This is a genomic window from Streptomyces sp. NPDC059874 (assembly GCF_042731135.1).
Lineage (GTDB): Bacteria > Actinomycetota > Actinomycetes > Streptomycetales > Streptomycetaceae > Streptomyces.
The window spans coordinates 23,904-42,328 of sequence record NZ_JBHWJY010000004.1 but is presented as its reverse complement, the minus strand read 5'-3'; the positions used below and the strand labels follow the sequence as shown (position 1 = coordinate 42,328).

The 18,425-nt window shown below is 70.4% G+C and carries 19 protein-coding genes and 1 tRNA gene; 13 read left to right on the top strand and 7 right to left on the bottom strand.

Annotated features, from left to right (window positions below):
* Positions 1-176 precede the first annotated feature (176 nt).
* Positions 177-1,781: an FAD-binding oxidoreductase gene (locus ACFV9H_RS03510; protein ID WP_385392703.1), complete on the bottom strand. Its 1,605-nt coding sequence runs from the start codon at positions 1,779-1,781 to the stop codon at positions 177-179.
* 63 nt (positions 1,782-1,844) lie between these two features.
* Here ACFV9H_RS03510 and ACFV9H_RS03505 point away from each other — a divergent pair, with 63 nt between their 5' ends.
* Positions 1,845-2,483, top strand: a complete 639-nt coding sequence (locus ACFV9H_RS03505; RefSeq protein ID WP_385392701.1) for a TetR/AcrR family transcriptional regulator — start codon at positions 1,845-1,847, stop codon at positions 2,481-2,483.
* 109 nt (positions 2,484-2,592) lie between these two features.
* On the opposite strand, the gene ACFV9H_RS03500 is transcribed toward ACFV9H_RS03505, so the two are convergent.
* On the bottom strand, positions 2,593-3,066 hold the full coding sequence (locus tag ACFV9H_RS03500) for a MarR family winged helix-turn-helix transcriptional regulator (protein WP_385392699.1): 474 nt from the start codon (positions 3,064-3,066) through the stop codon (positions 2,593-2,595).
* A gap of 88 nt (positions 3,067-3,154) precedes the next feature.
* Here ACFV9H_RS03500 and ACFV9H_RS03495 point away from each other — a divergent pair, with 88 nt between their 5' ends.
* The 3 genes from ACFV9H_RS03495 (at position 3,155) to ACFV9H_RS03485 (ending at position 6,324) form a co-directional block, all read left to right on the top strand.
* Positions 3,155-4,039 (top strand): SDR family oxidoreductase, encoded by an 885-nt coding sequence (locus ACFV9H_RS03495; RefSeq protein ID WP_385392697.1) that lies wholly within the window; start codon positions 3,155-3,157, stop codon positions 4,037-4,039.
* A 786-nt stretch (positions 4,040-4,825) separates the two neighbouring features.
* On the top strand, positions 4,826-5,593 hold the full coding sequence (locus ACFV9H_RS03490; RefSeq protein ID WP_385393067.1) for an NPP1 family protein: 768 nt from the start codon (positions 4,826-4,828) through the stop codon (positions 5,591-5,593).
* 83 nt (positions 5,594-5,676) lie between these two features.
* Positions 5,677-6,324, top strand: a complete 648-nt coding sequence (locus ACFV9H_RS03485) for a LysE family translocator (RefSeq protein ID WP_385392694.1) — start codon at positions 5,677-5,679, stop codon at positions 6,322-6,324.
* Between the two features lie 34 nt (positions 6,325-6,358).
* Here the strand turns inward: ACFV9H_RS03485 and ACFV9H_RS03480 are convergent, their stop codons facing one another.
* Entirely contained in the window at positions 6,359-7,333 is a 975-nt protein-coding gene (locus ACFV9H_RS03480) for a helix-turn-helix transcriptional regulator (RefSeq protein ID WP_385392691.1), read from the bottom strand.
* Positions 7,334-7,467: 134 nt separating this feature from the next.
* Between ACFV9H_RS03480 and ACFV9H_RS03475 the strand changes: the two genes are divergently transcribed.
* Both ACFV9H_RS03475 and ACFV9H_RS03470 read left to right on the top strand, forming a co-directional pair.
* Positions 7,468-7,863: a RidA family protein gene (locus ACFV9H_RS03475; RefSeq protein WP_385393064.1), complete on the top strand. Its 396-nt coding sequence runs from the start codon at positions 7,468-7,470 to the stop codon at positions 7,861-7,863.
* Between the two features lie 249 nt (positions 7,864-8,112).
* On the top strand, positions 8,113-9,606 hold the full coding sequence (locus ACFV9H_RS03470) for an FAD-binding oxidoreductase (RefSeq protein WP_385392688.1): 1,494 nt from the start codon (positions 8,113-8,115) through the stop codon (positions 9,604-9,606).
* A gap of 88 nt (positions 9,607-9,694) precedes the next feature.
* On the opposite strand, the gene ACFV9H_RS03465 is transcribed toward ACFV9H_RS03470, so the two are convergent.
* Together ACFV9H_RS03465 and ACFV9H_RS03460 are read right to left on the bottom strand one after the other, a co-directional pair.
* Entirely contained in the window at positions 9,695-9,994 is a 300-nt protein-coding gene (locus tag ACFV9H_RS03465; RefSeq protein WP_385392685.1) for a hypothetical protein, read from the bottom strand.
* A gap of 126 nt (positions 9,995-10,120) precedes the next feature.
* A complete protein-coding gene (locus tag ACFV9H_RS03460; RefSeq protein ID WP_385392683.1) occupies positions 10,121-11,761 on the bottom strand; it encodes a response regulator transcription factor in 1,641 nt (546 codons plus the stop codon).
* Positions 11,762-11,974: 213 nt separating this feature from the next.
* On the opposite strand from ACFV9H_RS03460, the gene ACFV9H_RS03455 reads away from it, so the two are divergent.
* Positions 11,975-12,541, top strand: a complete 567-nt coding sequence (locus tag ACFV9H_RS03455) for an Imm21 family immunity protein (protein ID WP_385392680.1) — start codon at positions 11,975-11,977, stop codon at positions 12,539-12,541.
* Positions 12,542-13,069: 528 nt separating this feature from the next.
* Positions 13,070-13,600, top strand: coding sequence for a GtrA family protein (locus ACFV9H_RS03450; protein WP_385392678.1), 531 nt, complete (start codon positions 13,070-13,072; stop codon positions 13,598-13,600).
* A gap of 49 nt (positions 13,601-13,649) precedes the next feature.
* On the opposite strand, the gene ACFV9H_RS03445 is transcribed toward ACFV9H_RS03450, so the two are convergent.
* A tRNA-Trp gene (locus ACFV9H_RS03445) sits at positions 13,650-13,724 on the bottom strand.
* A gap of 23 nt (positions 13,725-13,747) precedes the next feature.
* On the bottom strand, positions 13,748-14,095 hold the full coding sequence (locus tag ACFV9H_RS03440; protein ID WP_385392675.1) for a hypothetical protein: 348 nt from the start codon (positions 14,093-14,095) through the stop codon (positions 13,748-13,750).
* Between the two features lie 93 nt (positions 14,096-14,188).
* Between ACFV9H_RS03440 and ACFV9H_RS03435 the strand changes: the two genes are divergently transcribed.
* The 5 genes from ACFV9H_RS03435 (at position 14,189) to ACFV9H_RS03415 (ending at position 18,424) form a co-directional block, all read left to right on the top strand.
* Complete coding sequence (locus ACFV9H_RS03435; RefSeq protein WP_385392672.1) at positions 14,189-14,794, top strand: hypothetical protein; 606 nt, start codon at positions 14,189-14,191, stop codon at positions 14,792-14,794.
* A complete protein-coding gene (locus tag ACFV9H_RS03430) occupies positions 14,791-16,002 on the top strand; it encodes an FAD-dependent monooxygenase (protein ID WP_385392669.1) in 1,212 nt (403 codons plus the stop codon). Before ACFV9H_RS03435 ends, ACFV9H_RS03430 begins: the two co-directional genes overlap by 4 nt.
* A 274-nt stretch (positions 16,003-16,276) precedes the next feature.
* On the top strand, positions 16,277-16,891 hold the full coding sequence (locus ACFV9H_RS03425; RefSeq protein WP_385392667.1) for a TIGR03086 family metal-binding protein: 615 nt from the start codon (positions 16,277-16,279) through the stop codon (positions 16,889-16,891).
* A 90-nt stretch (positions 16,892-16,981) separates the two neighbouring features.
* The gene (locus ACFV9H_RS03420) at positions 16,982-17,806 is read left to right on the top strand and encodes an alpha/beta fold hydrolase (RefSeq protein WP_385392664.1); all 825 of its coding nucleotides are present in this window, start codon (positions 16,982-16,984) and stop codon (positions 17,804-17,806) included.
* 168 nt (positions 17,807-17,974) lie between these two features.
* Entirely contained in the window at positions 17,975-18,424 is a 450-nt protein-coding gene (locus tag ACFV9H_RS03415; RefSeq protein ID WP_385392661.1) for a DUF6882 domain-containing protein, read from the top strand.
* The last annotated feature ends 1 nt before the right edge of the window (position 18,425 follow it).

Genomic DNA, 18,425 nt, shown 5'->3' with positions numbered 1-18,425 from the left:
TACCGCTTGGGTGGCGGTCGCAACGGAACGAAGAGGTGATCCTTTCCCCTCCGGCCACGGACGGCCGAAGCGGTCCGGACGGAGACCGGAGGGCGCCCGAGACCAAGCTCCGGTGTCCGCCCTCCGGTGTCCGCCCTCCGGTGTCCGCCCTCCGGCGGCCGCGCACACGGCCCCGGTCAGTCCACGAGCACGCCGGGGTTGAGGATGCCCCGCGGATCGAGCGCCCCCTTCGCGGCCCGCAGTGCGAGGGCGAAGGGCTCGGGGCGCTGGCGGTCGTAGCCCGGGCGGTGGTCCCGTCCGACGGCGTGGTGGTGGGTGATCGTGGCCCGGTGGCGGTGCAGGACCTCGACGGCGACGGCCTTGAGGTCGTCCCAGAGGGCGTCCTCGTCGCCGGACCGGCCGGCCGCGAGGACGGTGAAATAGGGCGCCGCGCCATCCGGATAGACATGCGTCAGGCGGCAGTTCACGGTCGCGGGATGTCCGGTGGCCTTGAGCGCCGCCGCGCCGACCTCGGTACGTACCGCTTCGATGAGGCCGGGGATCCGGTCCCAGGTGGCCGCCGTCTCGAAGGTCTCCGCGACCGCTCCCATCCTGGCCAGACCATCGCGGAGGTAGGGCATCCGCAGGAAGGCCGAGCGCCAGGCGCTCACGGCCGCGTCGCCGCCGGGGCCCTCGTTCGTGCCGGCCGTCCCGTCGTGCCGGCCGCCGTGCGAGCGGGCCAGGGCGAGGGCCCGTTCGAGCCGGGCGGTCACCGGTTCGTCGGCCGACTCGAACCCCAGGACCAATACGGCGGAGCCGTCCCGGGCGGCGCCCGACAGCGCGGCCTCGCCGGCGTCCAGCAGACGACAGTTGGCGGGGGAGAGGTCGGACTGTGCGATGGCACGCACCGCCCCGAGCGCGTCGGGGAAGGCGGCGAAGAGGACCGCCGCGGACGCCTTGTGTCGGGGGCGTTCCTGGAGGCGGACCCACGCCTCGGTGATGATGCCGAGAGCCCCTTCGGAGCCCAGGAACAGCCGGTCGGGGGAGGGGCCCGCCCCGGAGGCGGGCAGCCGCCAGGAACTGCTCGTGCCGGCGGGGGTGACGACGCGCAGCGACTGCACGAAGTCGTCGATGTGCGTGCGGCCCGTGGCGTAGTGACCGCCGGCCCGGGTGGCGAGCCAGCCGCCCAGGCTCGAGAACTCGAAGCTCTGCGGGAAGTGGCGCAGGGTGAGGCCGTGGGGCCGCAGCTGGTCCTCCAGGCTGGGCCCGAGCGTGCCGGCCTGGATGCGTGCGGCCCGGCCCTCGGTGTCGACCTCCAGGACGCGTCCCATGGCGGTCAGGTCGAGGGACAGCACCGCCCGGTGGGCGTCGCCGCGGTACTCCACGCCCCCGGTGACCGAAGAACCTCCGCCGTACGGGACGACGGCGACCTGCCGGTCGCCGGCCCACTCCAGCAGGTCGGCCACGCCCCGGTCGTCCGTCGGGCGGGCGACGAGATCGGGGATGCGACCGGGCCGCCCGCGCAGGGCGCGCACCACGTCGCGGTACGCCTTTCCCATGGCGTGGGCGGCGCGGTCCCCGGGGTCGGCGGTGACCAGGTGGGCGAGGCTCCGCGGGGGTTCCACGGCGGGGCTCCCCACGCCCAGGTCGCGGACGCGGGGTACGGGGAGCGGGTGGGCGAGGGTGCCGGGGAGCAGGGCGCCCATCGCGGCGCATTCGGCATCGTCGGGATGCGCGTCCGCCCAGCCCCACCCCCACCAGGAGCGGGTGCGGGACGTCGACTGCGCGGTGGTGCCGGCCATGGATGCGCTCCAGAGGTCGAAGAATTTACCTACAGGTAAATTACCTACTGATAATATCGACTCATGGCAACCCCGATGACAACCCCACCTTCCAAAGCCGGCACCAAGGGAGTCCCGCGGGAGCACCGCCGGCAGCAGATGCTGGAGGCCGCCACGAAGGAGTTCGGCACCCGCGGCTACGCGGCCGCATCGCTCCCCGCCATCGCCGCGCGGGTGGGCGTCACCAAGACGCTGCTGCACCAGTACCTCGGCACCAAGGAGGACCTGTACGTCGCCTGCCTGGTCCCCGTGGGGGAACGGCTCCTGGACGCCATCCGGACGGCGATGGGCCCCGACGGGACCGCACCGCACACGCCGCTGCGCGTACTCCACGGCATCTTCACCGCACTGGAGGGGCAGCGGGAGGCGTGGTTCGTGCTGTACGACACCACCCTGCCGCCCGGCGGCGAGGCCGCACGCAGAGCCTCGGAGTACTGGTCGGCCATCGACCGGCTCGCCGCCGGCGGCACCGCCGAACTGCTGCGCGCGGCCGGATCCACCGACCCGCTGGACGCCGACGCGCTCAAGTACGTCTGGCGGGACCTGGTCGCCACCCTCGTCCGCTGGTGGGTCAAGCACCCGGAACAGAGCCCGGAGGCCATGACGCAGCGCTGCTCCCGCCTCTTCGCCGCCGCCGCGACGCTCACCTCCGACGGCGGCTGATGGTTCCGGCGTCCGCCGCGACCATCACGAGCCGGCCCGCTGCCGCGACCGCGTTCCCGGCCGACGCGGACGGCGGAACGGGCGGCGACAGCAGCGGGACGGGCGCTGACTAGCTCTTCTCGGCCCGCAGGTCCTTGTCGGCCTTGAGCTTGCGCCACACGGTTCCCAGCGCCTCCAGGTCCTGCTGGTCGAGCAACTCGGTGAAGACCGGCGCCAGGGCTTCGCGACGGGTCGCGTCGGCCTCGGCGAAGACCGTACGTCCCGTATCCGTGAGGGAGACCTCCACCGACCGGGCGTCACGCGCCGAGGGCGTACGGGTCACCAGCCCCCGGGTCTGCAGGGCGTCCACGACCCGGGAGACCTGGCTGCGACTGAGCAGCGTGCTGTTGCCGAGGACGGAAGCGGGCACGGGCTCGGGGCTGGAAGCCAGCCACAGCATGACCTCGAACCAGGACACGGGGAGGTCGTGGGCCTTCACGAGCGCACGGTCGACGCGATCGGTCAGCACGGTGCCGGCCCAGACCAGCCCGTAGAACGCGTAGTCGGCCGCCGGCATCTCGGCTTCGGTGAGCTTCTTCGGCATGGGCGCCAGTCTAGGGGTTGCGTGCGCACGCACATAATTTTATAGTGTGTGTGCACGCACATAAATCACGTTCCGTGAAAGGCGCCCCATGTCTTCCCTCCCCACCACCCCCACCACCCCCACCACCCCCGACACCTCCGCCCGCACCGTCCTGATCACCGGCACCTCCTCCGGCATCGGCCTGGCAGCCGCCATCGCCGCCGCCCGGGCCGGATGGCGCACGATCGCCACCCTGCGCGACACCGGCCGGGCCGACGCCTTGCGCAAGGCCGCCGCCGACGCGGGCGTCGAACTGGACATCCGACAGCTCGATGTCGTCGACGAGAGCTCCGTCGCGGCCGCCGTGGGCGGCGTGATCGCCGACTACGGGCGTCTGGACGCCGTCGTGAACAACGCCGGCGCCGGGCACGTCGGCACCCTCGAACTCGAATCGGTCGACGATGTCCGCGAGGTCATGGAGGTCAACTTCTTCGGCGTGCTGAACGTCTCCAAGGCCGCACTGCCGCACCTGCGGGCCACCGGAGGTCGCCTGATCACGGTCACCAGTGTCGGCGGAGTCATCGGTCAGCCGTTCAACGAGGCCTACTGCGCCGCGAAGTTCGCCGTGGAGGGGTACATGGAGAGCCTGGCCCCCGTCGCGGGCGCCGTCGGAGTGGACGTGTCCGTCATCGAACCGGGCGCCGTGGCCACGGAGTTCGTCAACAACATCGGACTCGACATCGAAGCCCGCATCGCCGCGGCCGGCCCCTACAGTGACGCGCTGCGCCACTACATCGACCGTACAGTCGGCCAGTTCCTGGACGGCGCCCAGACCCCCGCCGGCGCGGCCGAAGCCGTCATGGAGGCGCTGACCGCCGAGCGGCCCGCGTTCCGTATCCAGACGTCGCAGTGGGCCCGCGAGTTCACCGCGACCAAGCTGGCCGACCAGGACGGCGCGGCAGTGATCGGCATGACCGGAGCCTGGGTGGCCTGATCGACCGCGCCTCAACCGGGGCTGGGGGTCGACCGCCCGTCGCCGGCCGCACCCGGTCGCCCTCTGTGACGGCCGACGACCGGCCGGTGCCCGAGCGGCCGCGCCCCCCGCCGGACCTGTGCGCCGCGCGGAACCGGGTCATCATGGGTGGAGGTCGCCGGACCTTCGTCCGGCCGCCGGGCCTCCGCGTGGCGGCAGGTCCGAGTCGGGAGGTGACTCGTAGGCATGGACGAATCACGCAGAGCCTGGGCCATGATCGGCGTTGTCATCGCCGTCATCCTCCTCAACCTCACGGCCATCGTCCTGATGAACGCCATCGGACTGTGACCGTTTGACGCCCGCTCGTCGCGCTTCGGGGTCCGCTGCGTAGCGGCGCTCGCCCGCGGTCGGGCCGCTACGGCTCGGACCCTCTGTGCCTCACGTCCAGCTCGGCCCCCCGCGCCGGGAAACGGCGGCCCCTTGCCGCCAACCGGCCCGTTCTCACCCGCCGCCGCCCGGCGCCGCACCGATGTCTGCCTGAGGCGCCGCACCGGTGCCTGCCTGAGGCGCCGCACCGATGCCTGCCTGAGCGCTGCCGTCTGGGGTAGAGGTTGCCCCTCGCATCCCATTTCTGACATTTAGTCAACTCTCCTGGCTGAAACCATAGTTAGTCGACATCCGGGCAAGAAAGAGACCGCCCGGACCCTTGCTGTGCCGCCCCGGTTCGCGAATGATGCTCCCGGCGTGTCGGTCGATGGTGGTCGCGATCCGCCCGCCACCTCGATCCCGACCGGCCTGGAGGAACGCTTGCGGACGAACCGTCACATCCGGAGATCGTTAGTGGTCGTCGGCGCCACCCTCGCGCTGGTCGTCGGCCTTCCCCAGGTGGCCTTCGCGGCGCCACCCCCGGCCCTGCCCAGCCAGGCCGAAGCGATCGAGCTGACCTTCCAGCCGGCCTACGACTACGACACCGACGGCTGCTATCCGACACCCGCCATAGGCCCGAGCGGAGTTCTGAACGGCGGACTCAATCCCACCGGCGCCCTCAACGGCAACTGCCGGGACGCCGCGGACCTCGACAACACCAACGGCTACTCCCGCTGGAAGTGCAACAACGGCTGGTGCGCCGTGATCTACGCACTGTACTTCGAGAAGGACCAGGCCGTCCCCGGCATCTCTCTCGGCGGCCACCGCCACGACTGGGAACACGTGGTGGTGTGGATCCAGGGCACCGAGGCCAAGTACGTCGCGACCTCCGCCCACGGCGACTTCGTCATCCACGCGCGTGACCAGATCCGCTGGGACGGCACTCACCCCAAGATCGTCTACCACAAGGACGGCATCGGCACACACTGCTTCCGAGCGGCGAACACCAACGACGAGCCGCCCGAGAACCACCGCCGCGCCTGGCAGTTCCCCGCGTTGGTCGGGTGGTCCGGCTACCCGGCGACACTCCGCGACAAGCTCAGCCAGGCGGATTTCGGCAGCGCGCACTTCGGCCTGAAGGACAGCGCGTTCGCATCCCACCTGGCGGAAGCCAAGCCCGCGGGCATCCCCTTCGACCCGTACCTCTAAAGCAGAAGCCAAAAGGGCTCCCACCTGCCCGATTTCGGGCAGGATATGGGAAGTCGGCCGCTCCGGCGTTACAGTGGCCACTCATGATCACTGCCTCCGCTCTGGGGTCCTTCGCGCTGATCGTGGGACTCCTCACCCTCACACCCGGCCTCGACACCGCCCTCGTACTGCGCACCGCCGCACTGGGTCACCGCAGTTGCGCCTGGGGCGTCGTCCTCGGCATCCAGACGGGAACCCTTGCCTGGGGGGTGTTCAGCTCGCTCGGCATCACCGCCGTGCTGACCGCCTCCCACCTCGCCTACGCGATGCTCCGGTGGGCCGGAGCCGTGTACCTGGTGTGGATGGGAAGCCGGATCCTGGTGTCGACCCTGCGCAGGCGGGCTCGGGCCGATCTCCTCCAGGACGACGCCGCGCACGAGCCGGCCGTCGACGGCAGCTTCGGGAGCGGCTGGCGCCGGGGCGCTCTGACGAACCTGCTCAACCCCAAGGTGGGTGCCTTCTACATGGCCGTCCTGCCGCAGTTCATTCCGGCAGGCGCCCCGCACCTGACGACCGGCATCCTGCTGGCCGACATCCACATCCTGCTGGGCCTGCTCTGGTCCGGCGTATTGATCTCATTCGCCCGGGCGTTCCGCGGCAGCCTTCGGCGCCCCTCGGTGCGCCGGATCCTCGACCGGATCACCGGCACCGCCATCGCCGGCTTCGGTGTTCACCTCGCCCTTGACGACTGATGCCGTCGGCAACCGGTGAATTGGCCTCTCCCTCTCAGGAGGAGTCTCCGTAGCGGGTGGCAATCGCGTCGGCGCGCTTGTGTAGGGCGGTGCGCAACGACCGTGGGGTCAGGGCTTCCGCGTCCGTGCTGAGCTGCCACAGCGCCCATTCGGCATGTCGGGAATCTTGGAAGGTCACCTCCAGCCGCAGCCAGCCGTCCGCGTCGGGTTCCTCCGCGCGGACGGCCAGGGCGGTGTCCAGCAGTTCCTCTCGCCGCGCCGGGTTCACCCGTACCTGCGCGGTGATGTGGTCGCCGCCGGAGAGGAACCGCGCGGAGCGTTCACGCCAGATCCGGTCGAGATCGACCTGGTTCGGTCGCTGTGCCGTTTCCGGGAGTTCTTCGGCCGCCAGCACCCGCGACAGCCGGTAGGTGCGGTCCGCGCCGGATCTGGTGGCCAGAAGGTATCCCTGGCCCCGTACGGTGACCAGGCCGATCGGGTCCACCGTGCGCCACTGTGGTGTCTGGCCTGTGGCCGCGTAGTGGATGCGCAGCTTGTGTCCGGCGAGCACCGCGCGCCTGACCTCGATCATCGTGGTGTCGGGTACCTCCTCGGTGACCAGCCGGCGTGAGAGCAGGTCGGTCTCCGGGTCGACGAGAATCCGCTGGGCCGCGTCGCTCGCGGAGGCCCGGTGGCTTTCGGGAAGCGCGTCGACCACCTTCCGCATGGCCGAAGCGAGCGCCGAGCCGAGACCGAATGCCTGCTCGCCGCGTCCCGATCCGGTGGTCAGCAAGGCGAGGGCCTCGTCGTGGTTCAGTCCGGTGAGCTCGGTCTGGAATCCGGGCAACAGTGCGAACCCGCCGTGCCTGCCGCGTTCGGCGTAGACCGGGACGCCGGCCGCGGACAGCGCCTCGATGTCGCGCAGCACCGTGCGGGTGGATACCTCCAGCTCGCGGGCCAGCGCGTCCGCCGTCAGCCGACCGCGCCGGCGCAGCAGTAGCACCAGTGACACCAACCGGTCTGCGCGCATACGACAACTTTATCGGAATACATGACAGAGGGTGTCGTGATTTGTCGCGAGGCTAGTTGATGCGACGTCAGGGCCGGCGGCTGCCGAGCCAATGACATGCGTGTTTCCGATGAATCGAATGGAGTGAAGTGGCAGTGGAGCGAACGGCGATCAACCCGGTGACGTGGTCGGTGGAGATGGGATTCAACCAGGGTGAGGTCGTCTCCGGGCAGACACGGACCTTGTACATCTCGGGGCAGACCGCGATGAGTGGCGACGGCAAGCCCCAACATGACGGGGACATCGCGGCGCAGTTGACGCTGAGCATCGACAACCTGGAGGCCGTGCTCGCCGAGGCCGACATGTCTCTCGCGAACCTCGTCCGGCTCAACGTCTACACGACCGACGTCGATCAGCTCTTCCAGCACTACGGCGTGCTGGCGGCGAGGTTGGGCGCCGCAGGGGTGGCGCCGACGTCCACGATGCTGGAGGTGACGCGATTGGCGATCCCCGGCCAGATGGTCGAACTCGAGGGCACCGCCGTCGCGTGATGCGACCTCTCCGTCACCGCTACTCGTGCCGGTCGAACCGGCACGAGTAGCAGGCGAGTCCCGCGCCTTGGGGGCGCCGCGCCGTTCTGCGGCGAGCGCGTGCCGAAGAGGACGGGGCCGGGGCGGCCCGGCCTGGGAAACCTTGTGTGCGGTTTTCGACTCGTCTACCCTCCCGGGGGAGCTTCACCATCCACCCGGGACAACCGAAGGCTCTCCGCCCGAAACCCACCACCGGGAATCGGAGCCACCATGACCAGCAACCACACCCCCCGCACTCCCGGCCCGTCCACCGGGCAACCTCCGGCTCGGGACGCTGCGGTGAGCGCGCTCGTCCCTCCATCGGACGACATCGTCGGGCAGTTGCGGTCCGTACTCGGATCGGCGGTGCGCGCGCCGGGAACGGTTGGGTACGAGAACGCTCTGGCGAAGGTCTTCTTCCCCGAGGCAGCCCGGCGACGGCCTGCGTGCGTCGTGGCGCCCCGCACGGCCGACGACGTCGCGACCGTCATGAGGGTCGTGACGGCGGCGGGAGCGCGGGTGACCGTGCGCGGCGGCGGTCTGAGCGCGAACTGCGTCACCGACGGAGCCGTCATGCTGGACCTCTCGGAGCACCTGGACGCCGCCCGACCGGACGGAGACCGAGTGGCCGTCGACGGTGGGGCGACCATGGCCACCATGCTCGGGGTCCTCGCCCCGGCAGGCCGTGCGGTGCCCATCGGCGTCGTCGGCCACACCGGCCTGGGGATGGCCACCCGCGGGGGTATCGGCTATCTGACGAGGTCCCTGGGGCTCACCCTCGACCATCTCGTCGGCGTCGAACTCGTACTCCCATCCGGTGACGTCGTCCACCTCGCGGAGAGGAGTTCGGGCGAGGAGGGCGACCTGTGGTGGGCGGTGCGGGGCTGCGCGCCTGCCGTCGGAGTGGTCACCTCCGCGGTGTTCCGGACCCACGAGATCGGCCCGGTCTGGGTCGACCGGGCGGTGGTGGGTCTGGATGCGCTCGCCACCTACTTCCGGATCGCTCCCGAGCTCCCCCGAGACACCACCATGAGCGCGGTGCTCGGCTACACCGCCCTCTCGCCGGACGAGCCGGTCCTGTTCCTCTACACCGCCTGCGCGAGCCGGCACGACAGCGCCATCCGCCGGGCCAGGTCAGCGGCCTCCGCCGTCGTCGCGGGCGCGGGCTCGCCGCCGCTCTACCGCTCGGAGACGTCCGGCCGCTATCTCGCCGGGCTGCCCGAGTTCGCCATCCCCGGCGCCGGCGGCGCCGAGCCCGACCCGATCCGGCTGCCCCAGCCGGGTGACGGTCCACGTGGTTCGTTCTTCGGCAAGGCGGCCTTCACCGGTCCCACCCTCGACGCCATGGTCGCGGACACCCTTGCGGACAGGATCCGCGCCGCACCCACGAGGGCGTGCCGCATCGACTTCCAGCACACCGGTGGGGCTCTGGCCGACGTCGACGACACCGCCACCGCGTTCTGGGGCAGGACCAGCGAATGGAGCATCCCGCTCAACGCGATCTGGGACGACGCCAACGACGACGAGGCCTGCAGGACGTGGGCACGCGACACGCTGCAGTCACTGGCCGGGCACAGCATCGGGGTTTACAACGTCGAACTGCGACCGGGCCTCCCCGAAACAGAGACCGAGACACGGGCGGCCTACGGCAGCAACCTGGCCCGGCTCCGGACGCTCCAACAGCGCTACGACACCACGGCAGTACTCGCGCCGCTACTCCCGTAGCTCAGCGGCTGAAGACGAACACGACGGGCCGCCCCAAGGGCACCTCCTCGGCCCCCTCCACACTGTCGTCACCCCGCGAAGCACGGGTCTAGTACGTGACGGGAGCCGGCGACTGCTTCAGGCCGAGTGGGCGATCGGCGAACGCGTTCTCCGAGTCGACCTCGTAGCAGACGTTGACGCTCGAGTCCCCGAGAGTGCTGTCGACGTAGCGCTGGACGTCCCCGACGGACTTCGTCTCCCAGAGGCACGTCACGACCGATCCATCGACGTGCGGGTAGAACTGCAGCACCCGGGTGCCATCGGGCGCTCCGGTGCCGGCCATCAGAGCCTGACCGCGGGGAAACGCGGTTTCCGGATTCACGATCTCGTGCTGTACCACGACGTACATGGCGTCCTCCGCGTTCGGTGCCGTGTCGTTCGGACGATTCGACGCTAGGCGTGCGGAGGCGTGGCCCGCATCGCGCACATTCACCACACCGTGGTGGATCGCACTGGTCATTTCTGACCAGGCGGCTCAGGCGAGGCCGTGCTCCAACGCGAAAGTGCTCGCCGCCGTCCGCGAGGAGACCTCCAATTTGCCGAAGATGTTCTGCAGGTGCCGCGCAACGGTGTGCTCGCTGATCACCAGGGCAGCAGCGATCTGCCGGTTGCTCGCGCCTTTGACCACCTGGCGGAGGACCTCCAGCTCGCGTTCCGAGAGGCCGTGGGTTTCCGTGCCCGGTCCGCGAGGAGCGAGGGAAGCGACATGGGCGAGGTCGGGCCCGGCCTCGAGCTCCGCGAACACCGCGCGAGCCGCATCGAGCTCCAGGGCAGCCGCGTCGACGTCATCGAGCGAGCGGCAGGCCAGGGCCACAAGGACGCGCGCCCGGGCGGCTTCGTACGGCGCTTCGAGCTCCTGCCACACGTGCCACGCCCGCCGCCCCGCGGTGAGAGCGGCGGCGGCGTCGCCCGTGGCCAACGCCACGGAGGCGAGGCTGTACGCGGCCCTCGCGCGAAGTAGGTCGCTGTTCTGGTGCTCCGCGATCGCCGAGAGCTGATCGGCAGCCGCAGCCGCGTCGTCGATGTCGCCCCCGGCCAGCATGATTTCGACGTACGCCGCGAGGAGGGCGGCTCGCTCCACCTCCCGGGTGTGCTCGGCCACGGCACGACGGACCGTCGCCGCCGCGGCCTCGTCGTCGCCCTGTGCCAGCCGCAGCAGTGCGAACCCGGGCTGTGGCTCGAACCCACGGCGATTGGCCTCCCGGTAGGCGGCCTCCGCCTCGGCCTGCCGGCCCCGCAGCCGGTGGATCTCACCTTGCCGGTAGTACGCCTCTCCGCAGGCGATCTGGTTCAACATGCCCTGGGCGAAGCGGTCGGAGGCTCGGCGGGCCGCACCGAGTGCGGCGGTCCAGGCGCCGCCGTACTGCAGCACTTCGGCCCGATGCACCAGGCACAGACCGTTGTGCGCGACCATCTGCGGTTGACGGTCGCACCACCGGGTCAACGCGTCCGTCCACTCACGCTCATGACGCAGGTCGAACAGGTCGCGACAGAAGACGATGGTGTTGCAGTAGACGATGCCTCTGACGATCGGCGAGAGCGCACCGGATTCGGCGACCACGAGCGCCTCGTCCACCAGGCGCAGGCCCTCGTGCACGCGGCCCAGGTTCACCAAGGCCCGGCCTTGCTCGTCACGTGCCAGCCACACCAGGTCCGCGTCGCCGAACCGCTCGCCGACCTCGGCGGCCTCGACCGCCGTCGTGTGGCCGGACTGCCAGTCGCCACTGCCCATCTGACTCAGCCATACCGGGATGAGCAGGTACCCGCGTTCGACGCAGTCCCGCCCATCTGCTTTCAGGATGCGCTCGCCCAGGGAGAACCAGCCGTTCGCCCGGGCGGGGTGGCCCCGGAACAGCATGCTGTGGCCGATCCAGAACGCGCAGCGGACGGCGCGGGGTACGTCGCCGGCGTCCAGCCACATCGCATGTGCGCGCTCCAGCCCGGCCACGTATTCCTCGTCGCGCCCGAGCATGTAGGCGGACCTGGCCATCAGCTCCAAGTCCTCAGGGCCGAGCGGTGTGGCTCCCTCGGCGGCACTCAGGCTCTCGAAGGCCTCGAACCAGGCCTCGTCGGCGTAGCACGTACGGCCTCGGGCAAGATCGGTGTTGGCGTCCACGAGGTGATTATCGACTTGCCGCGCACGACATCGACCGAGGCGCTCCAACTGTTCGCCGGGGCGTGGTGAAGGGGGCATGGCCGCCCCGAAGCGCGGGGGACGTCGGTGCCTGATCCGATGCGATGAGATGCGATGCGATGAGAGGCGACGCCGGCCCACGGGCGCCCAGTCGGGCCCTGACCACCGCGTACCAACCCGCTGTAGCTTTCCCGCGTGATCGAAAATGGGAACGGCGCATGCGAGTGGATCGGGTCCGAGGGAGGGCCGCTCATCGTCGTGCCCGAACAGGACCTGACGTCCTGGCAGGGATGCGACTTCGAGTCGAACATGAGCGACGACGACTACAGCAGGGCCTGCGAGGTCGAGGGCTACCTCGGTGTGATCCCGGTCGGACGAGCGGAGGCCCTGGTTCTCGGGGAGCCTTGGTCAACCACCTACGTGCCCGATCACGGCTGCTTTGTGAGCTGGATCGGCGCCGACTCGGAGGACGCCATGCTGGACAGCGTCGAACAGGCGCTTGAGGGCGCAGCGTGGGAGGCGGAGGTGCTCTGGGAGGTTCCGGGCCCGGTGGTCCTTCTGGACTCCGGCCTACCCGGCGTTCCGGGGCCCAACTCCGAGTTCGATGACCTCGACCGGTTGCGCATCGACCTGGAGGCGGGGCGCTATCTCGTCCGCGCCGCCCATGCGAAGCCCGTCCCCGGGACGACCATGGTCCTGGTCGGGCTCACGCGGCTGTCAGGCGACGGGCCGGGAGATCACCGGGGGGACATGACCGAGTAGAACGAAGCCCTCCATCCGGAACTACCGAGATGGGCGCGCAGATCACCCAGTACGGCTGGAGCGCGCCGACGGGCAGCGCGAGCGCTGCGTCATCGCCGCAGGACCGCCCGCGGCAGCCGCCGGCACGTGGTGCAACAACTCTGTCGGGCTCCCGCGCTCTTCGGCCGGCCCACCCCCGCCGGGGCGAGCCGCCCGGCTGTCAGCCGCCGACCGCCGCCGCCAACGGTGTCGGGAAGAGGTCGCCACCTCCTGCTGACCGCCACCGGAGGCCCTCACCGCCGGCCCGTTCGGCGTAGCGTTCATCACCACTTTATTGCAACGAGACCGCTTGGGTTGTTGCATTATCTCGCGATCGTTGCAACGAATTGGTGGCTTCTACCTGCGATTATGAGGATCTATAACCTGGATCAGGTTGTCGGATTAATGAATGCAACGTAGCGTTTCTGGCATAAGAAACGATGCGGTGAAGGCCTCGGAGGTCGAGGGGTGCGCGTTTCGACGGAGTGAGAGATCAAAAGGGGTGGGGTCATGGAGACAGCAGCACACAGCCGGCAGCAGGCCGCACCCGGCGCCTTCGTCGCCTTCGCGCGCTTCGTGCTCTGCGGTGGGGGAGTGGGTCTCGCTTCCAGCTTCGCCGTGGTGGCCGTCGCCTCCTGGATGCCTTGGGCGTTGGCCAACGCCCTGATCACTGCGGCTTCCACGCTCCTCGCCACCGAGCTGCACGCCCGCTTCACGTTCGGCGCGCGACGGCGCGCGACCTGGCGCCAGCACGCACAGTCGGCCGGGTCCGCAACAGCCGCGTACGCGGTGACCTGTGTGGCGATGCTCGTCCTGCAGCAGCTGGTCACGACACCCACTGCCCTGCTCGAGCAGGCCGTTTACCTGTCCGCCTCCGCCCTCGCCGGCGTCGCCCGGTTCGTGGTGCTGCGCCTCGTCGTCTTCGCGCGCGACCGCTCGCAGGAGTGCCCGACCACCGTCCGTACCACGCGTCCGGTGTACGCGAGAGTGGCTCGTGCCGCCGCACCGGCCGACTCGGCGGAGCTCTGCCGCGCAGCCTGACTCGGCGAGGTGGCTCTGCTGCCGGGTCTCCTGCTCGGGCGGCAGCGGACGGAGCCGACCGGATTTGAACCGGCGTCCTCGCGATTTTGGAGACCGCGCGCGTCGACCTCTGCGCTACGGCCCCGCCCGCCCGGCATCCTAACAAGGTCAATTGGCAAGGTGTCGTCGTATGAACGGCGCGGTACCGAGGACGAGTACGGCGAAAGCGGTGAGTCGTTGCAGTCCTGGCTGGGCGAGGAGGCCGCTGTGCTGGATGCCGTGGATCGCGTACCGGTTGGCGACGATGTCGGTGGCCATGACGGCGCAGGCGAGGTCCGCGCCTCGGCGCTTGCCGCCGATGAGGAGCGCGGCAGCGAGAGGGTCGAAGAGGGCGAGTGAGGACCAGTAGAGGTTGAGCCGGGTCGGTGCCCAGGCGTAGGGGTTCAGGCCGTGACGGAGGAGGTCGGTGATGTGGGCGACGGCCCGGTGAGGTCGCCCGGCGCGCCGCCAAGACAACTTGGCGGACTGCCGGGTTCAGGTTCGGACGAAGGGGCTCGGCCTACCAGAATCGGGTCCGCCCCCTCATCATCGCCTACCTCCGAGGTGACCATGCCCACGCTGACCCTGCCATCCGTCCGGTTTCCGGAAGGCCTCCCGGACGGCTTCGCCGTCAAGGGCCCGGGGAAGAACGGCGAAGAACTCGGTCGGTTCGCCCACACCACGACGCGGCTGCTCCTCGGCAGTGACGGGCTGACCACCCCCTTGCTGGAGGCGTGGGTCGGCTCTGCGGTCTCGGTCCGCCGGATGAGCCACCGCCTTGTCCGTGCCTCCGAGGCTCCCGAGGGAGCTGCGGACCTCCTGCAGGTCGCATCGGACGAGATCCTGCTGGAACGCCGCTCCGTACTGGCGTCGTCGAGCGGGGTGGACCTTTCCCGGAACGTGGTGGTGGCCCGGCCCGGGCTGTCCGCGGCTGCCGAACGGTGCCTCACCGACGGCTCGGCGACGATCGGCCGGATGCTCCAGGCAGCCGGAACCGGCCACCGGCGCACGATCGTCGAGGTCGGCCTGGACATCTGGGGAGGAGAGCCCGCGGCTTACAAGACCTACCTGCTGTGGCACGGTGAGCAACCGCTGGCCACCATCACCGAGTTGTTCAACCCCGAGGTCGTCCCCGCCGCCCTGCGCGCCCCCCTGGCTCTGGCGGGCCGGTCGTGAGCGCGCCCCGACGCCACGTTCAGGTGGCCATCGTCGGCGCCGGGCCCGCCGGACTCGTCCTGGCCCATGTGCTGCACAGGGCCGGCGTCTCGGTCGAGGTCCGGGAACGGTCCAGCCGGGCCGAGGTGGAGCAGCAGGCCCGAGCGGGCCTGATCGAGCACCGGGTGGTCGAGTACTTGCGCGACCACGGCCTCGCCGATCGTCTGCTGGCCGAGGGCGGCCGGCACGAATGGTGCGAGTTCATGTGTCTCGGGGAGCGGATCCACATACCGTACGGGGACCTGTCCGGCGGGGCCGGGCACTGGGTGTATCCGCAGCAGTTCCTGGTGCGCGACCTGATCGCCTCGTTCGAGGAGGCGGGTGGCGTACTGCGGTTCGACTGCCCCGTCCTCGATGTGGACACCACGGGCGACCGCCCGCGCGTCCGTTGTCAGGACGACGTCCTGGAGGCCGATCACGTCGTGGGCTGTGACGGTCCGCGCAGCACGGTCGCGCGTTCGTTCCCCGCAGGCATGGATGGAGCCGTCGAACGGCGCTATCCCTACGACTGGCTGACGGTGCTCGCCGAGGTGGACCGTCCCGTGGACGGCATCCGGTACGCCCTCCACGAGGCGGGCTTCGCCGGGATGATGCCCCGTACGCCCCGGCTGGCACGCTTCTACCTCCAGGTCCCGCCGGACGCGGATCTCGCGGACTGGCCCGAGGCGCGCATCCGCGAGCAGCTGTCGCTTCGACTGCGGCTGCGACCGGAGGCTGGGGACCCCCGGCTGGGCAGGCTGACCGAGGTCGGCATGCTGCGGCTGCGGGGCCGCGTCCGGGACCACGTGCACACCGGCCGGCTGCTGCTGGCCGGGGACGCGGCGCACGTGCTGACACCTTCAGGAGCGAAGGGACTCAACCTGGCAGTGGCCGACGTTGCCGACCTCGCGGACAGTCTGCTGCGCTACCACCGCGACGGCGACGAGGACACCCTGGCCGGCTACGAACGGCGTCGTCATCGGGACGCCTGGGCGGCGCAGGAGTTTTCCGACCGGCTGCTGGAAGTGCTGCACCTTCCGCCGGGGAACGCGGCGGAGTCCGCCTTCGGCCTCCGACTGCGCCGGGAAAGGCTCGCCCGCCTGTCCACTCCGGGCCCGGAGGCGGAGACGTTCGCCCGCACCTACGGCGGCGCGGGCCGCCTGCGCCCGGCGCCGCGACCGGGGGAGTGATGCCCGCTCTCGGGTCGGTGACGTCACCAGCGCGGTCGCCCGCATGCTCCGGCGCGCCAAGGCGGCCTGGCCCGTGACGTGGTTCGAAGGCTTCGTGGCGGCGCGCGCTGCTCTGTACACGCGCGCCGCGTCGTTCCCTGCTTGATTCTTTACGGGCTGGGGACGGACACCGTCGGAGCCGGTCGGCTTGGGTGAACATCCGGCCCGTGTTGCGATGAGTACGGGATGCGACGCCGGTCTACCCTTCAGACCCATCGCCCCGGAGGAGCGTCACATGACCGATACGACGACTCTCGACCTCGGACCACAAGCCCGGACCGTGGCCCGTATCGCGGCGGGAGTCCCGGACGCCCGGCTCGCCGACCCGACGCCCTGCCCCGACTACACCGTCGCGGACCTGCTGGGCCACCTCGCGGGCCTCGCCACCGCTTTCCGCGACGCCGCCCGCAAGGACCTGGGCCCCACGACGGACACGGCCCCCGACCCAGCCGCGCTCTCCCTGCCCACCGGCTGGCGCGAGGAACTGCCCCGGGTCCTCGGCGAACTGGCCGAGGCCTGGAGCGATCCGGCCGCCTGGACCGGCATGACCCGCGCGGGCGGCGTGGACCTACCGGGTGAAATCGCGGGTGCGGTGGCCGTCGACGAACTGGTGATCCACGGCTGGGACCTGGCCAGGGCCACCGGCCAGGATTACGCCCCCGATCAGGCCGCGCTGAGCGCCTCACATGCGTTCCTCCTGGCGGCCGCCGAGGACGAGGACCGCGGCGGCGGCATCTTCGGTGCCGTAGTGCCCGTACCGGACGACGCCCCACTGCTGGACCGCGCAGTCGGACTGAGCGGGCGCGATCCGGGCTGGACATCTCCCGAAGTCCCCCTGACGCAGCCGTAGGGCGCCCTGGATCCGTCCCGCGGGCGAGTGCGAGCCGCGATTCATACAAGCGTATTGAACATCTGTCATAGACGCTTGTATGATCGCTGCATGAGTTCCGCACCGAACATGGGGGAGTACCTGATGTCCGTCCAGCCCACCCGCGCCTTCCTGACCATCGACGGCCGTGTCCTGTCCTACCTGGACTTCGGGGGCACCGGCCGCCCCCTCCTCGCTTTGCACGGCCACCTCTCCGAGGGCTCGTCCTTCGCCGCCCTGGCTGCCGCTCTCGGCTCCGACTGGAGGGTGATCGCGCCCGACCAGCGCGGCCACGGCGACTCCGACCGAGCCGACGACTACACCCGCGCCGGTTACCTCGACGACCTCGTCGCCCTTCTCGCCCACCTCGGCATCGGCAAGACCGTCGTGCTGGGCCACTCGCTCGGCGGAATCAACGCCTACCACCTGGCCGCTGAACACCCCGCGCTCGTCGAAGCCCTGATCAACGTCGACGCCCCCGTCGACCTCCCCGACCACGGCACCAGCCCCCTCGCTTTCGTGCTGAACTTCCCCTACACCGCAGCCACTCGTGAGGACCTCCTCGCCGCCTGTGGCCCCCTCGCCCCCGCCATCGCCCCGGCGCTGCGCCGCCTGGCTGACGGATCCGGGTGGCGGCTGCCGTTCCACCCGGGGGACACCGTCGACTCCGAGACCCTTGTCCACGGCGATCACTGGAAGCAGTGGCTCGCGACCGACTGTCCCGCACTCCTGATCCACGGACTCCGCAGCCAGGCCCTGCCCACCCGGCAGGCCCTCGACATGGCCGACCGGCGCCCCGGGACTGCTTACCGTCCCCTGGAGACCGACCACTTCGTCCCACTGGCCGACCCGGACGGCTTCGCGACCACCGTTCAGCAGTTCCTCGCCGGCATCTGAACTCCCGGCCGCCGCCCCTCTGCCAGGCCGCGGCGCGGCGCCGGTGCCGCCGCCCTCTGGACGACTTCGCCGCATGGGAATGTTCAAGCGAAACGGCAAGCCGCGAGTCCCTGCCGCGGACGCTGCGGATCAGTCTGACCTGGGACGTCTTCTCCTTCAGGGTGAGGAATGACCGAACAGCCGGCAGACGCACACAGGTCGTGGGGACTGGGCTCCGCCGACCGCTGGGGACTCGACCAACGCACCGGAGTCATCACCTGGACGTTCCCCGACAAGACGGCAACCGCACCAGCACAGATCCTCGCGAGCTACAACCCGTCCTCTCAGTCCAGGCTCTGGGCGTGGGCCAACCAGAGCATCCTTCCCGAGATGAGCCGCGATGCTCGCATCGTTGCCGAATGGGGGGAGAGCCACGGCCACGCCGGCTTGACGCAACTGCAGATCGACGCCGACGACGAGCTCGCCGCGACGCTCTCGGCGCGCGCCGTGAGGATCACGAGGGCAACAGGCTTCTACCGAGGCACCGGAAGCGCCTCGATCCCGATCATCACCTTCGGTCCGGTCACCCTGACCGCCAACGACGGCACGACAACCACGTTCGAGATCGACATCGACTAGA

What these genes read in the sequence shown, in the direction of transcription:
- ACFV9H_RS03500 (WP_385392699.1), bottom strand. Translation starts at nt 3,066, where the DNA reads ATGCCGAAGAAGCTCACCGAAGCCGAGATGCCGGCGGCCGACTACGCG.
- ACFV9H_RS03420 (WP_385392664.1), top strand. Translation starts at nt 16,982, where the DNA reads ATGAGTTCCGCACCGAACATGGGGGAGTACCTGATGTCCGTCCAGCCC.
- ACFV9H_RS03415 (WP_385392661.1), top strand. Translation starts at nt 17,975, where the DNA reads ATGACCGAACAGCCGGCAGACGCACACAGGTCGTGGGGACTGGGCTCC.
- ACFV9H_RS03480 (WP_385392691.1), bottom strand. Translation starts at nt 7,333, where the DNA reads ATGCGCGCAGACCGGTTGGTGTCACTGGTGCTACTGCTGCGCCGGCGC.
- ACFV9H_RS03495 (WP_385392697.1), top strand. Translation starts at nt 3,155, where the DNA reads ATGTCTTCCCTCCCCACCACCCCCACCACCCCCACCACCCCCGACACC.
- ACFV9H_RS03485 (WP_385392694.1), top strand. Translation starts at nt 5,677, where the DNA reads ATGATCACTGCCTCCGCTCTGGGGTCCTTCGCGCTGATCGTGGGACTC.
- ACFV9H_RS03465 (WP_385392685.1), bottom strand. Translation starts at nt 9,994, where the DNA reads ATGTACGTCGTGGTACAGCACGAGATCGTGAATCCGGAAACCGCGTTT.
- ACFV9H_RS03505 (WP_385392701.1), top strand. Translation starts at nt 1,845, where the DNA reads ATGGCAACCCCGATGACAACCCCACCTTCCAAAGCCGGCACCAAGGGA.
- ACFV9H_RS03435 (WP_385392672.1), top strand. Translation starts at nt 14,189, where the DNA reads ATGCCCACGCTGACCCTGCCATCCGTCCGGTTTCCGGAAGGCCTCCCG.
- ACFV9H_RS03425 (WP_385392667.1), top strand. Translation starts at nt 16,277, where the DNA reads ATGACCGATACGACGACTCTCGACCTCGGACCACAAGCCCGGACCGTG.
- ACFV9H_RS03470 (WP_385392688.1), top strand. Translation starts at nt 8,113, where the DNA reads ATGACCAGCAACCACACCCCCCGCACTCCCGGCCCGTCCACCGGGCAA.
- ACFV9H_RS03510 (WP_385392703.1), bottom strand. Translation starts at nt 1,781, where the DNA reads ATGGCCGGCACCACCGCGCAGTCGACGTCCCGCACCCGCTCCTGGTGG.
- ACFV9H_RS03450 (WP_385392678.1), top strand. Translation starts at nt 13,070, where the DNA reads ATGGAGACAGCAGCACACAGCCGGCAGCAGGCCGCACCCGGCGCCTTC.